Here is a 13508-nt window from a genome sequence, read left to right on the forward strand (position 1 = left end):
CCGAAATTGTGTGCTACAAGATCCCGTTTCCGGTTACTCTTCCTTGTGCAGGCCGGGAAAAATCTCAATCCGCAGAATGACCCGCGTGCCCCGGCCGGCCTCGCTCTCCACGCGCAGTCCGAACGGGCTGCCATAATCCATGCGGAGCCGCTCGTTCACATTGCTGAGGCCAATGCCGAACCGCTCCCCGTCCGCTCCGCAGGCCAAGCTGTCGTTCAGCGTATGCAGTGTATGCTTATTCATGCCTACCCCATCATCCTCTACGCAAAATACAGCCTGATTCCCCTCGGCCCGGCCGGTGATTCGGATCGTGCCCGGACCTTCCTTGGGCTCCAGGCCGTGAAAGACGGCATTCTCCACAATCGGCTGGAAGACCAGCTTAATCACAGGCAAGGGCAGCAGGTTGTCCGGCACCTCAATCTCCAGGCTGAACTTGTCGGGGAAGCGGATCTGCAGCATATCCAGATAATTGCGTGTATGATCCAGCTCTTGCCGGATGGTTACTAGTTCTTCGCTGCGGACAACCCCGTACCGCATTTGTATGCCCAGCAGGTAAGTCAGCTTCGCCACGCGCGGATCATCGCTGCCCTCGGCCAGCATGCGGATGGATTCCAGGGTGTTGTAGATGAAATGCGGGTTGATCTGGTTCTGCAGGGCACGCATATCGGCTTTTTGCTTGCGCTTCTCCGTCAGTGTCACCTCCTCAAGCAGGCCTTTGACCCGGATGATCATGCGGTTAAAATGACTGCCCAGCATGCCGATCTCATCATTGAACCGGGGATTTACCCAGACATCCAGATTGCCGTGCTGCACCTGCTTCATCAGGCGGACCAGAGATTTCAGCGGCTTCGTCAGCGCGTGGGAGATGAAGGTGGCGACAATCAGGGCGAAGGCAATGATGACCAGCGTCGTAAGCATCTGAGCATTCCGGGTCTTCGCTACGGGAGAAAGAATCCTCTCCAGCGGAATGGACACCAGCGTGGTCCAGCCTGTTCTGCGCGATACGGTGTATACCGCAAGGTATTCCTTGCCCTCCAGCGAGAGCTGAAAATGCCCTTCGGGACCCTTCACCTTCTGCAGGAACTGGTCGGTGTAGTCCTCCAGCAGCCGGCTGCTGCCATCTGCCTGCGGGCTGGCATACATGACTCCGCCCCGGTCATCGACAATCATCGTGCTTCCCAGGGTAACGGCATTGACGGGATCGACGATGCCTTTGAACAGGCTGATGCTAATATCGAAGACAATGATGCCGATCTTCTGCAGGGAGCTGACCGAGCTGACATTCCGCAGAACGCTGAATACCTCGCGGCTGTCACCGGCATTCACACGGATCGTATGCCTGCCCTGAATCACGGGGGTTACCCCCTCCCGGGTCAGGCTCTGCCACTGCGCGAGCCGTTCAGCCGGGAACAGCTCGCTTATCCCCGAAGCCTTGTCATAGTAGACCGATCCGTATTTGTCCACCAGGTAGACGGCAACGATCTCTTCCTTCGTATGGCTCAAATAACTCAGGAACATCGACATACCGGTATTCTTGTCCCAGTCGGTATCCTGCTGCTCCAGATAGAACTGGACATCCGTGTTATATAGCGGAAGTGCGGTATAGCGCTTAAGGTCAGCCACATACCGGTCAATAGTGTCCGAGGCGCTGCCGGCCACCTGCCCGGCGCTTGAGGTAGCATTAACCAGTACGGAATGGAAGGTGGAGCGGGACGACAGGTAGCTGACATAGGTGATCGGCAAGGAGATCAGAAATATAAATACTACAATCAGCTTGCGCTCCATGGGCAGGTTGGCCAGAAACAGCCAAAGTGTCCGCGGAAATCTCCGGATATAGGATAACACGGTTGTTGTTCCTTTCCGTACAGCCCTACTTTACCGCGCCGCTCGTTACACCTTCAAAGATATAACGCTGCAGGAAGAAGTAGAGAATGACTGTGGGCAGCAGAATCAGCAGAATCGCCGCACAGATCAGATTCCACTCGCCGGAATTCACCCCCTGAAAACGCATGAGGATCGTCGTAACGACACCCAGACTTTGCTTGGGCATATAGAGGTATGGGATGTACATGTCATTATAAATGCTGATTGTTTTCAGGATAACCAGCGTAGCTGTAGCCGGTGTGAGCAGCGGGAAGATGATCGAACGGTAGATTTTGAACAGGGAAGCGCCTTCGACCATGGCATTCTCGTCGAGATCAAACGGAATATTGCGGATGAACTGCAGATAGAGAATAATTTGAATCACATCGGCCCCGATATAGAGCACAATGGGAGCGCCGAGTGTGTTGTAGAGACCCATGTTTTTGATGATGCCGAAGGTGGCGACCTGGGTAGTGATGCTCGGTATGATGGTGGCGATCAGATAAGCGCCGAACACGACTGGCTTCAGCTTGAAGGAGAACCGGCCGAGTACATATGCCACCATTGTGCCAAACAGAATGTTCAGGGTCAATGTAATTATAATGATAATGAGCACATTGCCGAAGCCGCTGAGCAGGCCGCCGCGCTGGAACACAGCAATGAAGTTGTCAAAGTTAAGGAAGCTGTGCGGCAGAGCCATGGAGCTGCTGCTGTTGAACTCGTCCGTGGATTTGAAGGCGTTGACGATGACGACATAGGGCGGGAACAATACCACGAATACCCCGATCAGCAGTGTGAAGTATTTGAACAGGTCTTTAGGACGGAATCTGAAGGGTTCCATGGCTATTTATCTCCTCCCCGGCTGAGAACAAGTTGTTGGACTAGCAGCACAATGACTACGAAGAAGAGCAGGATGATGCTCATTGCCGAAGCCAGGCCGTAGTTATTGAAGGCAAATGCCGTATCGACCACACGCTGTACATAGGTCTGGCTGGCGCCTGCAGGGCCGCCTTTGGTCAGCACGAACGGCAGATCGAACACTTCAAGCGCACCAGTAACGGTCAGGAACAGATTGAGCTGAATGACGGCTTTCATATTCGGCAGGGTAATTCTCCAGAGCGTCTGCAGAGAGTCGGCTCCGTCAATCTTGGCCGCTTCGTAGATATCGCGCGGGATGGCTTGCAGCGAGGCGATGTAGATGACCATATTGTAGCCCATGAACCGCCAGAAGCCGGTGGAGGCGAGGGAATAGTTCACCAGTCCTTCGGTGCCGAGCCAGCTGGTCTGTCCCAGGCCGCTCAGGCCGATGCTGTTCAGGAATAAGTTCAGCGAGCCGTTAGTCGTGTCGAACACATATCCGAACATGAAGGCGACGGCCACACCGTTCATAATGTAAGGCAGGAAGAGCAGGATGCGAAAAGCATTTCGGCCCCGCAGCCTGCTGTTCAGTACCACCGCGAAATAGATCGCTGCGAGATTCTGCAGAATACCCATGACGAAATAAGCGAAGTTATGGGTGAATACTTTGAAAATATCGGGTGTACTGAATACCTCACGGTAATTGGCGAGGCCGACCCAAGGCTTCTCGGGGCTGTAGCCGTCCCAGTTCGTGAAGCTGTAATAGATCAGCTTGAGCGCCGGATAATATGTGAAAGTGCCAAGGAGGATCAGCGGAATCAGCAGGAAGGAGACAATGATAATCGTCTTCTGCTTGTTGTAGGATAGGGTTCCGAACAATAGGTTGACCTTCTTTCATGTGAGCTCGGCGGGATTGACGACAAAATGGATTATCCGGGAAGGCGATAATCCATTTGTACGTCAGAGGGTACGTCCGGCTGCCTGTGGAAGCAGGGTGAATTGTTTTAGTAGCCGAGGTCTTTCTTGGCCTTGGCCCAGGCTTTGTTCCATTTGTCGAAGACCGTCTGCGGGTCCTTGGCCAGGACGAATTCCTGGGCCATAGCCGGCAGGTCAAGCTGCGCCTTGTTGGTGATTTCTGTAACCTGGGCGTTGTCTACCGTGCCTTCCTGCAGTACTACGCCGGTGGACTGGAATTCCTTAAGCTGGGTCAGCTTGGATTCCCTGCCCTTAAGCGGAGAGATGAAGCCGGCGAAATCCTCATACCCGGAATCTTCAATCATCCATTTGACGAACGCTTTGGCGGCATCGACATTCTTGCTGTTCTTGGCTACGGCATAAAAGAAGTCAGGACTGAGCGGAGCCGTCAATGTACCTGAGTTGTCATAGGGAAGCGGGAAGAAGCCTACGTTGTCGGAGGTGGTTCCGGCGCCGATCACCTGATTGATGACCCAGTTGCCCAGGAAGTACATAGCGAACTTGCCGGAGGCGATATCCTTCTTCGATTGCTCCCAGTTGGTGGAGTTGATGTCTTTCTCCAGATAGCCCTTCTCATTCAGCTCTCTGAGCAGGCTGAGCGATTTGCCGTATCCGTTGTCCATGGTGAACGGTGCATCCTCTGTCAGCTTCTGGTTAGGAAAGTCAGGGTTGCCGGCAATAACGCGGGGGACTGCGTATACCCAGTCGTTAAGCGGCCATTTGTCCTTGAAGTTGGAGGCGAGCGGTACCACGCCTTTGGCTTTGAGCTTCTCGCAGGCAGCCAGGAATTCATCCCAGGTCTTCGGAACCTCTGTAATTCCGGCATCGGAGAATGCCTTCTTGTTGTATACAATACCGGAGGTGGAGTTCCCGGTAGTGATTCCGTAGAGCTGGCCTTCAAAGGCCTTGAAGTCTTTGAAGGTGAGCTGGTCGTTCAGTCCCAGATCATCCAGCGGGGCGAAATATTTCGGCAGGTCGGAGTTGGGAATATTGGGAACGAACATGACGTCAGGCAGCTCGCCGCTGGCCATGCGGACCTTGGCTTGCTGGTTGTAGTCCGTCTGGGAGGCTTCAAATTCTACTTTGATATTGGGATATTTCTCATTAAAGCGTTTCACATATTCGTCATACTCTTTGCCGATCATGTCGGTTCTGTTGGTCAGGAAGATGATCTTGCCGCTGATGTCGGCTCCGCCCGGGGCTGCCGGCTCCGCGGTTGCAGCCGCTGCATCTCCGCCGGTGCTCTCCGGAGCGGCGGTGGCTGCTGCCGGTTCATCTGTGGCTTTTGCGGCATTGCCTTTATTGTTGGAGCCGCAGCCGGTCAGGGATAAAGAGAAAATCATGATAATAACGAAAAATAACGATAATAACTTATTCCTCATTGTTTTGTCCCCTTTTCGTTAAAATGTTAGCGTTTACATCAATATTATAGCGCTAATTTATTGATGTAGAAATGTATTCAATTATTATTTATTGTCTTTATTTGTTCTGTTTCTCCGATTATAATTAAGTTATTGCTAACAATAAGATAACAAAATACAATGATGGCAGCTAAAACAAAACTTTTAGGAGGATTTATGAATCAACAGCAAAAGAACTTGAACCACTGGGAATTCAGAGCCTGCGGAGATGAAGAATGGCTTACGGCTGTTGTGCCGGGAACGGTGCATACGGATCTGCTGCGCAATGGCGTTATCGATCAGCCCTTCTATGGAACGAATGAACATGAGCTGCAATGGATTGATAAAAAGGACTGGGAATACAGAACCGGATTTGTATTAGAAGAGGCATGGCAGACGCTGGCGGTTACGGAGCTGGTGTTCGCCGGGCTGGATACGTATGCTGATGTGTATGTGAACGGCGTTCACGCCTTGTCCGCAGATAATATGTTCCTGTCCTGGACCGTGAATGTGAAGGGGCTGCTGCGGGCGGGTGGGAATGAGATCCGCATCGTCTTCCGCTCGGTGGTGACCGAGGATCTGCCAAAGCTGGCGGCACTGGGCTACAATCTGCCTGCGCCGAATGACCAGTCTGAGTTAGGTGGTCTTCAAGAGCAGCGGATCAGCGTATTTGCCCGCAAAGCGCCATATCACTACGGCTGGGACTGGGGTCCACGATTCCTGACCAGCGGGATCTGGCGGGAAGCTGTGCTGACAGGCCGTAACGTTGCGGCGATTGAGGATTTGTACATTCGCCAGCATGCGGTGAATGAGCAGGAGGCCCGGCTCACAGCAGTGATTGAAGCGGACGCACCGGAAACGTGGAGCGGGATGCTGCGGTTAAGTGCCGAAGGGCAGGAATGGATGAAGGCGGTTACGCTTGTTCCGGGCAAGCAGACGCTAGAGCTTGAGCTGGTGATTGACCGCCCGCGCCTGTGGTGGTGCAACGGCCTGGGCAAGCCGGAGCTGTACCTTTTCCGTGCAGAGCTGCTGCAAGGAGCGGAGGCTGTAGCAGTATCGGAGGTAACGACGGGGCTTCGGGACATTAAGCTGGTGCGTAAGCCGGATGCGCAGGGGGCGTCGTTCCATTTTGAGCTGAACGGGGTGCCGGTCTTCGCCAAGGGTGCCAATCATATTCCGAATGACAGCTTCATCACGGAGGTTACGGAAGAACGTTACCGCCATGAGATTGCCACGGCCGTGGAATCCAATATGAATATGCTGCGGGTGTGGGGCGGCGGCTTCTATGAAGAAGAAGTGTTCTACCGGCTGTGTGATGAATACGGGCTGCTGGTCTGGCAGGACTTCATGTTCGCCTGCAGCATGTATCCGGGCGATGAGGCGTTCCTGAATAATGTCCGCGCAGAAGCGGTATATAATGTCCGCAGATTGCGTAACCACCCTTGTATCGCGCTCTGGTGCGGGAACAATGAGATTGACTCGGCCTGGTCGCAGTATGAGGAGTACATGGGCTGGGGCTGGAAGGAGAAGCTGAATGCTGAGATTCGCCAGAGCTTATGGACTGCCTATGAGGAAATCTTCCACCGGATTCTGCCGGAAGCTGTGGCCGCGAACCATCCGGGTATGGATTACTGGCCGTCCTCGCCGCTGCGCGAACTCACAGGTGGTCAGGATCAGCATGCCACGCGGATTATGGGTGACGGAGATATCCACTACTGGGGCGTCTGGCACGCCAAGGAGCCGTTCGAGAACTATAATCTCAAGGTAGGCCGCTTCATGAGCGAGTACGGCTTCCAGTCCTTCCCGGAGCTGAAGTCGGTGCTGAGCTATGCAGAGGAAGCGGAGCTGGCGCTGGAATCAAAGGTCATGCTGGCCCATCAGAAGAATGGAGCGGGCAATCAGCTGATTAAGGAGTATATGGATATGTATCTGCCGCAGCCGAAGGATTTCCGGGGCTTCCTCTACATGAGCCAGGTGCTTCAGGCCGAGGCGATCCGCATGGCTATGGAGAGTCACCGCCGTAACAAGCCTTATTGCATGGGCACGCTGTACTGGCAGATGAATGACTGCTGGCCGGTAGCTTCCTGGGCGGGCATGGATTATTACGGGCGCTGGAAGGCGCTGCAATATACGGTGCGCCGCAGCTTCCAAGAGGTGCTGCTGTCTGTAGACAGCACGGATGGGGAGAGCGTCAAGGTCTATGGGGTATCTGACCGGCGGGAGGCATTGGACGCAGAGCTGGTTCTGCGGCTGCATGATATCAGCGGCCTATTGCTGCGCGAATGGTCACAGCCGGTAACCCTTGCTGCGGATTCATCGGCTGTGCTCTTCACACTGCCGCTGGCCGAAGTGTTAGAGGGCCGTGAACCGGCCAGTGTGCTGCTGGTGGCTTCGCTCCTGGAGAGTGGGCAGGCGGTGGAGCAGGGGCTAGAGACAAGGCAAGTGCTGGAGCCGGAGACAAGGCAGGTATTGAAGTCTGAGACACGGAAAGTGCTGGAGCGCAAGGAGCATTACTTCGCCCGGGCGAAGGATATTCCGCTGAGCAAGCCGGTCATCACGGTGACAGAGGTACCGGGAAGCAGCGGGCAGAGCTTCACGCTGAGCAGCGATGTGCTGGCGCGGGGCGTGCACCTGACGGTGGAAGAAGAGGGTATCTTCTCGGATAATTACTTCGATCTGCTGCCGGGCGAGCCGAAGACGGTGGAGTTCTCGATTCGGAGCGGGAGCAGCGGCGGAGGGGCAGACTTCACCCCTGCCGCGCCGACAGGACTCGTAGTCCGCTCGATGGCGGATTATATCTAATCACGAACTCTCACGCAGATGAGGATACTTCCGTAACCGTGGACTTGCCTGCAACTGTGATTCCGCCGCAACTGTGATTCTGCCGCAGCGGGGATCCCGCCGTAGCGTGAATTCACCTCTGGAGTCGTGGCTCCCCTGACCCACAGCCGGCTTGCGGACTGACATGACCTTATTTGCTCATAAACTAACCTGATTTCTGTTCTTGCGGACTCAGAAGACTTTATTGTCTTCCGGGCTGGCCGTTTCAAGGCGAAATCGCACGAATAGGGGCCTCTGAGTCCGGATGACAGGGCCAAAACGGCTATTTATGCGGAATAGCGGATTCTCAGTCCGCATGAGCATCAAAATTCAGTATAAAGGCATCATGATTCAGTATAATCCAACAAAGAGCGGTCCCCCGTCATCGGAGGACCGCTCTTTGTTGGATACGGCCGCCTTCAGGCCGGTTCGATGAACATCTCACCCAGGATCTGCCCGGTGCGATATGCATGCTCAGGAAGCGCAGCGGCGGTGAAGGCCGCCACATCCTCTGGCTTGATATCGTACATGGCTTCAATTTCTCTGGAGAAGAGAAGATGTCCTTCCGCAAGCAGCTCAGGCATAGCCGGGACATCAGCAGGAGCAAGAGGCTCAGGGATAAGCTGCTGTAGTGCGTCCACGTAGTTTTGCAGCGTACGGGACCCGACAAGCTTGATGCCTTGGTTCTCTTCATTGACCATGACAAGGGTCGGGAAGCCGCGTACGCCGAGCTGGGCCACCTTCTGGAAATCTTCCTCCAGCAGCTCCTGTGCAGCTTCCTGTCCTGCGGCCTGAACGATCTCATCGCCGGGTAATCCCAGACTATTCACAATATCCGCGAGGACCTCTTCTTCTCCGATATTCCGGTTGAAGACGAAGACGGCTTCTCTGGCGCTCCGCAAGTAGGCCAGTTCCTTCCCCGGATGTCTCTGCTGGATCACCTTGAATACTCTGGAGGGCGGATAAGAGGACATGACCGGATTGTTCAGCCATAGGGTGCCGTCAATGGGCATGCGGTAATGCGCTCCGACTTCCTTCCAGTGACCCGCTACATCGGCTGGCTGCTGTATTCCATTTGCCTTGTCAGCGAAGCCATTCCAACCGGCTAATAATCCGCCCATCAGAGGCTGCAGATCAAAGTACTTGCCATACTGCTGGATAAACCGGTTCAAGGTAGGCTCGATGGCCCAGCAGTGTGAACAGATCGGATCAGTCGCATAATAGAGAGTAACTTTGGGCTGCTGCTGCGGATTGAAATCTATAATTTGTGTATGCTCCTCGTCGCTTACCCCGCATACACCTGTCTTCAGATCACAGATCATAGGATTTGTATTCATAATAAGGGGTTACCTCCTCCGTTTCTACTTGTAGTATGATTATAATATCTGGCATCAGATTAACAAGTACTATTGTTTTTAATACCTGGTATATAAAATATACTAATGGAGGAATCCCCTATGAAATATGAGGTTGACTTAACGCAAATGTGCCCCGCCACCTTTGCTTTTCATGTCATCGGCGGAAAATGGAATTTGCCTATCCTCGCTTTACTGAGCGAAGAGGAGCCGATCCGGTATAACGAACTAAAAAGAAGACTGAACGGCATCACCGGAACAACGCTAACGAACTGCCTCAAGGATCTTATCGACTACGGGATTATCCACCGTGAGCAATATCATGAGGTTCCTCCGCGCGTCGAGTATTCCCTTACTCCCTCCGGGCAGGAATTGGTTCCGTTAATTGAAGAGATCGTGGCTTGGGGAGCGAATAACATTCATGCCTTAGGGGGACAGAAGGTATAGGATTTTTTTCCCGGTGAATCCGTTCCCTCCGGTTGACTTGCGTATGACCCGCCCCTATGATGATAAATAATATGTAACATTAACGCTCGCATAAAGCTCGCACACAGAGGAGAGAAACAGCATGGCTATGGAGATTGAACGCAAATTCCTGCTGCCGGAATACCCGGAGCGGCTGATTGAAGAAGGACAGCTTAAGGTGCTGACCCGTCACAGTATTGACCAGACGTATCTTGCGATTGAGGACGGGCAGGAGCTGCGGGTGCGGAAGATCACGGATCTGGACACGGGTGAGGTTACGTACACGCATACGTTCAAGGATGGCAAGGGCATCAGCCGCCAGGAGATTGAATATTTCATTTCCGCAGGCTTGTATAACCAGATGATTGAGGCTGTGAAGGCGATCCCGCTGGTCAAAACCCGCATTACAGGCGTATGGAACGGTACAACGGTGGAGATTGATCTCTATACCCAGCTGGAGCTTACCGTGCTTGAGGTTGAGTTCGATTCGCTGGAGGAGGCGGAGCGCTTCGCAGCCCCGGAATGGTTCGGCCTGGATGTCAGCACAGAGAAGAAGTACAGCAACAAAACCGTCTGGAAAGAGCTTCAGGGCAAATAGCCCCAGTGAGCCTTAATCTTATAGAATCAGCGGACTTTAACGCGTAAACGTGGTACTATGTACAGTAAATAAAGAGGGGTTCAGGAGGATGAGACGGGTATGGAGTATATAAGCACAAGAGGCAAGGTAGCGGCCAGAGGCTTTATTGATACGGTTCTGATGGGGCTGGCGGATGACGGCGGGTTGATGGTGCCGGCTGAGATTCCGGTGATCTCCCCCGAGAAGCTGGAAGAATGGAGAAGCCTGAGCTTTCAGGAGCTTTTCCTTGAGATTTTCTCCTACTATACGAATGACGAAATTCCTTATGAGGATCTGCGCTCGATGGTCTACACCAGCTATGGTAGCTTCCGCGCTCCGGAAGTAACGCCGCTGCACAAAGTGAGCGATTCCCTGTACGTGCTGGAGCTGTTCCATGGGCCGACGTTTGCCTTCAAGGATGTGGCGCTGCAGTTCATGGGCGAGCTGTATTCCTACATTGCCAAGGTGCGGGGCGAGATTATCCATATTCTCGGGGCCACTTCCGGCGATACCGGTGCTGCGGCCATTCAGGGCGTACGCGGCAAGGAAGGGATCAAGATCTGTATTCTTCATCCGCACGGGAAGGTCAGCAAGGTGCAGGAGCTGCAGATGACCACCGTGGATGACAGCAATGTGCTGAACCTGTCCGTAGAGGGCAACTTCGACGATTGCCAGAAGATTATCAAGGAGCTGTTCGCCGATCTCGACTTCAAGGGACGGTATCACCTGCGGGCGATTAACTCGATTAACTTCGTGCGCATTCTGGCGCAGACGGTCTATTATTTCCATGCGTACCTGCAGCTTCCGGGAAGCGATCAGAAGAAGGTCAACATCAGTGTGCCTTCGGGTAACTTCGGTAATATTTTCTCAGGCTACCTGGCGCAGCGAATGGGTCTGCCGATCCACAAGCTGATCATCGCCACCAATGAGAACAACATCCTCGAACGGTTCGTGGTTACCGGTGAATACAAGCCGGGCAGCTTCACGGGCACCTACAGCCCGTCAATGGATATTCAGGTGGCGAGCAACTTCGAACGCTATTTGTATTATCTGCTGGATGAGGATGCAGAGAAGCTGTCCGGTTACATGGCAGCCTTGCAGAGTGAGGGCGCAATTAAGGTGGAGGGCGAACTGCTGGCCCGGGTACAGGCGGACTTCTCGGCGCTGGGTGTGAAGAACGCACAGTGTCTGGAGATCATCAGCAAGTACCAGCAGGAATCCGGCTATCTGCTCGACCCGCATACGGCGTGTGGTGTAGCGGCGTACGAGAAGTTCAGTGCCCCGGATGAGGTAAGCATTGCTTACGCTACAGCGCATCCGGCCAAGTTCGATGAAGCGATTGCCTTGACCGGCATCAAGCAGGAGTTCCCGGCTCAGATCTCGGCCCTGTTCGAGCAGCCGCAGCATCAGGTCGTGGTCGATCATGATAAGGCGGAGATCGTGCGCCAGCTTGTAGCTTTTTACGGGTAAAATAGGTGCGTGTCCAGTGGGGCCCGCGCAGGATGAAGACAGCCCCCGCCGGGATAAGCGGAGGCTGTTTGCTGTCGCTCGAAATGTGGGACACTGGATAGTGGGCGCGCTGTTTGCTGTAGCTCGTATTGTGAGACACTGGATAGTGTGTACGCTGTGCGCTAGTAGCGTATGTAAAATTGTGGGAATCAACTTAACTAATTGCTTATTGAGGGTTGGGTATGCCCCGTTTAAGGTGCAAGAAGTATGCTTAATTGCAGTATGTACATCTAAATTGCCTGAAGTGCCGCCGAATATCCGTTTAATTGTATTTGGTGCAATTAAAATACGGCTATAACGGGGTTCTCGCTCATTAGGGCAGATTTAGTTGTACAAACTACAGTTAGAAGAGGAAATTCTTCCTGTTTGCTGTTTTTAAATGTACAAACTGCAACTATCCCCGAATGTTCGCACTGCGCAGAGCCATAGTCTACTTGCCCAACTGGCGAACCGCCCCATGCTCCGATGGGCGGTGTTGGACGAATGAAGGTGAATCCTGTGCCTATTCTCAGGTGCTTTTTTTCACAATCGAAATCTAGCGGAATTTGTCGGAAATTACGGTATATAAGTGGACATACCTATCATGGAATGAGAAAATAGCAGTTATAGCTTATATATTTAAAAAAGGACGGGATCATTCATGACTATTCGTTTCGGGGTTGTAGGGACTAACTGGATTACAGACCGCTTTGTGCAGGCGGGACTTGAGAATGAGGAGTTTCTGCTCACGGCCGTGTATTCCCGCACAGAGGAGAAGGGACAGGCTTTTGCCGCCAAGTATGCCGGGGCTTCGATCTATACGGATCTGGAGGCGATGGTATCAAGCGCAGAGGTGGACGCGGTCTATATCGCCAGCCCCAATTCGATGCATGCGGAGCATTCATTGATCTGTCTGAACCATGGCAAGCATGTGATCTGTGAGAAGCCGGCGGCCTCCAACAGCCGGGAGCTGAAGGCGATGATTGAAGCAGCGCGCAGCAATGATGTGCTGTTCATGGAAGCGATGAAATCCACGTTCATGCCGAATTTTGGCGTGGTCCGGGATAACTTATATAAGCTGGGTCAAGTCCGGCGCTACTTCGCGGGTTATTGTCAATACTCTTCGAGGTATGATGCTTACCGCCAGGGGACGGTGCTGAACGCGTTCAATCCTGAATATTCCAACGGCTCTCTGATGGATCTGGGGATCTATTGCTTATATCCGATGGTGGCGTTGTTCGGCAAGCCGGATTCGGTCAAGGCCGTTGGGCTGATGCTCGCTTCAGGTGTGGACGGGGAAGGCAGTATGGTCATGCGTTACCCGGACATGGACGCGGTGGTCATGCATTCCAAGATTGCCGATTCCTATCTGCCTGCTGAGATTCAGGGCGAGAACGGAACGATGGTGATCGACAAGATTAACCAGCCCTATCAGGTCAAAATCCACTACCGCGACGGAACCGTCGAGGAGCTTACGCTCCCGCAGGTGTATGAGGCGATGTACTATGAGATTGAGGAGTTCATTCATCTGCTGAAGAGCGGGCAGCGGGAGAGCGCGACCAACAGCCACGCCAATTCCCTGGCGGTGGCAGAGCTGATGGAAGAGGCGAGAGCCCAGATTGGCCTGCGGTATGCTTCGGATCTCTAGCGTAACGGGCAGCCTGGCCT

At 53.5% G+C, this 13508-nt stretch carries 10 protein-coding genes; 5 read left to right on the plus strand and 5 right to left on the minus strand.

Going from position 1 to position 13508, the window contains the following annotated elements:
* Positions 1 to 33 precede the first annotated feature (33 nt).
* The 4 genes from NST26_RS03765 to NST26_RS03780 form a co-directional block, all read right to left on the minus strand.
* Positions 34 to 1845 (minus strand): sensor histidine kinase, encoded by a 1812-nt coding sequence (locus NST26_RS03765; RefSeq protein WP_340955957.1) that lies wholly within the window; start codon positions 1843 to 1845, stop codon positions 34 to 36.
* Positions 1846 to 1870: 25 nt separating this feature from the next.
* Positions 1871 to 2704, minus strand: coding sequence for a carbohydrate ABC transporter permease (locus tag NST26_RS03770; RefSeq protein WP_339253713.1), 834 nt, complete (start codon positions 2702 to 2704; stop codon positions 1871 to 1873).
* A 2-nt stretch (positions 2705 to 2706) separates the two neighbouring features.
* The gene (locus NST26_RS03775; RefSeq protein ID WP_340955951.1) at positions 2707 to 3600 is read right to left on the minus strand and encodes a carbohydrate ABC transporter permease; all 894 of its coding nucleotides are present in this window, start codon (positions 3598 to 3600) and stop codon (positions 2707 to 2709) included.
* A 125-nt stretch (positions 3601 to 3725) separates the two neighbouring features.
* The gene (locus NST26_RS03780; protein WP_340955950.1) at positions 3726 to 5078 is read right to left on the minus strand and encodes an ABC transporter substrate-binding protein; all 1353 of its coding nucleotides are present in this window, start codon (positions 5076 to 5078) and stop codon (positions 3726 to 3728) included.
* 195 nt (positions 5079 to 5273) lie between these two features.
* Here NST26_RS03780 and NST26_RS03785 point away from each other — a divergent pair, with 195 nt between their 5' ends.
* Complete coding sequence (locus NST26_RS03785) at positions 5274 to 7898, plus strand: beta-mannosidase (RefSeq protein ID WP_340955949.1); 2625 nt, start codon at positions 5274 to 5276, stop codon at positions 7896 to 7898.
* A gap of 437 nt (positions 7899 to 8335) precedes the next feature.
* On the opposite strand, the gene NST26_RS03790 is transcribed toward NST26_RS03785, so the two are convergent.
* Positions 8336 to 9253 carry a DsbA family protein gene (locus NST26_RS03790; protein ID WP_340955948.1) on the minus strand — a complete coding sequence of 306 codons (918 nt, stop codon included), beginning with the start codon at positions 9251 to 9253 and terminating at the stop codon, positions 8336 to 8338.
* Positions 9254 to 9373: 120 nt separating this feature from the next.
* Between NST26_RS03790 and NST26_RS03795 the strand changes: the two genes are divergently transcribed.
* From NST26_RS03795 to NST26_RS03810, 4 genes are all read left to right on the plus strand, one after another.
* On the plus strand, positions 9374 to 9718 hold the full coding sequence (locus NST26_RS03795; RefSeq protein WP_340955945.1) for a winged helix-turn-helix transcriptional regulator: 345 nt from the start codon (positions 9374 to 9376) through the stop codon (positions 9716 to 9718).
* A gap of 121 nt (positions 9719 to 9839) precedes the next feature.
* Positions 9840 to 10334 (plus strand): CYTH domain-containing protein, encoded by a 495-nt coding sequence (locus NST26_RS03800; RefSeq protein ID WP_209877087.1) that lies wholly within the window; start codon positions 9840 to 9842, stop codon positions 10332 to 10334.
* A gap of 99 nt (positions 10335 to 10433) precedes the next feature.
* Entirely contained in the window at positions 10434 to 11822 is a 1389-nt protein-coding gene (thrC, locus tag NST26_RS03805) for a threonine synthase (protein ID WP_340955940.1), read from the plus strand.
* 679 nt (positions 11823 to 12501) lie between these two features.
* Positions 12502 to 13488, plus strand: a complete 987-nt coding sequence (locus NST26_RS03810) for a Gfo/Idh/MocA family protein (protein ID WP_340978583.1) — start codon at positions 12502 to 12504, stop codon at positions 13486 to 13488.
* Positions 13489 to 13508: the final 20 nt, after the last annotated feature.

Origin of the sequence: Paenibacillus sp. FSL R7-0128 (assembly GCF_038002245.1) — a bacterium.
GTDB lineage: Bacteria > Bacillota > Bacilli > Paenibacillales > Paenibacillaceae > Paenibacillus_AQ > Paenibacillus_AQ silagei.

What these genes read in the sequence shown, in the direction of transcription:
- NST26_RS03800 (WP_209877087.1), top strand. Translation starts at nt 9,840, where the DNA reads ATGGCTATGGAGATTGAACGCAAATTCCTGCTGCCGGAATACCCGGAG.
- NST26_RS03780 (WP_340955950.1), bottom strand. Translation starts at nt 5,078, where the DNA reads ATGAGGAATAAGTTATTATCGTTATTTTTCGTTATTATCATGATTTTC.
- NST26_RS03810 (WP_340978583.1), top strand. Translation starts at nt 12,502, where the DNA reads ATGACTATTCGTTTCGGGGTTGTAGGGACTAACTGGATTACAGACCGC.
- NST26_RS03790 (WP_340955948.1), bottom strand. Translation starts at nt 9,253, where the DNA reads ATGAATACAAATCCTATGATCTGTGATCTGAAGACAGGTGTATGCGGG.
- NST26_RS03770 (WP_339253713.1), bottom strand. Translation starts at nt 2,704, where the DNA reads ATGGAACCCTTCAGATTCCGTCCTAAAGACCTGTTCAAATACTTCACA.
- NST26_RS03785 (WP_340955949.1), top strand. Translation starts at nt 5,274, where the DNA reads ATGAATCAACAGCAAAAGAACTTGAACCACTGGGAATTCAGAGCCTGC.
- NST26_RS03795 (WP_340955945.1), top strand. Translation starts at nt 9,374, where the DNA reads ATGAAATATGAGGTTGACTTAACGCAAATGTGCCCCGCCACCTTTGCT.
- thrC (WP_340955940.1), top strand. Translation starts at nt 10,434, where the DNA reads ATGGAGTATATAAGCACAAGAGGCAAGGTAGCGGCCAGAGGCTTTATT.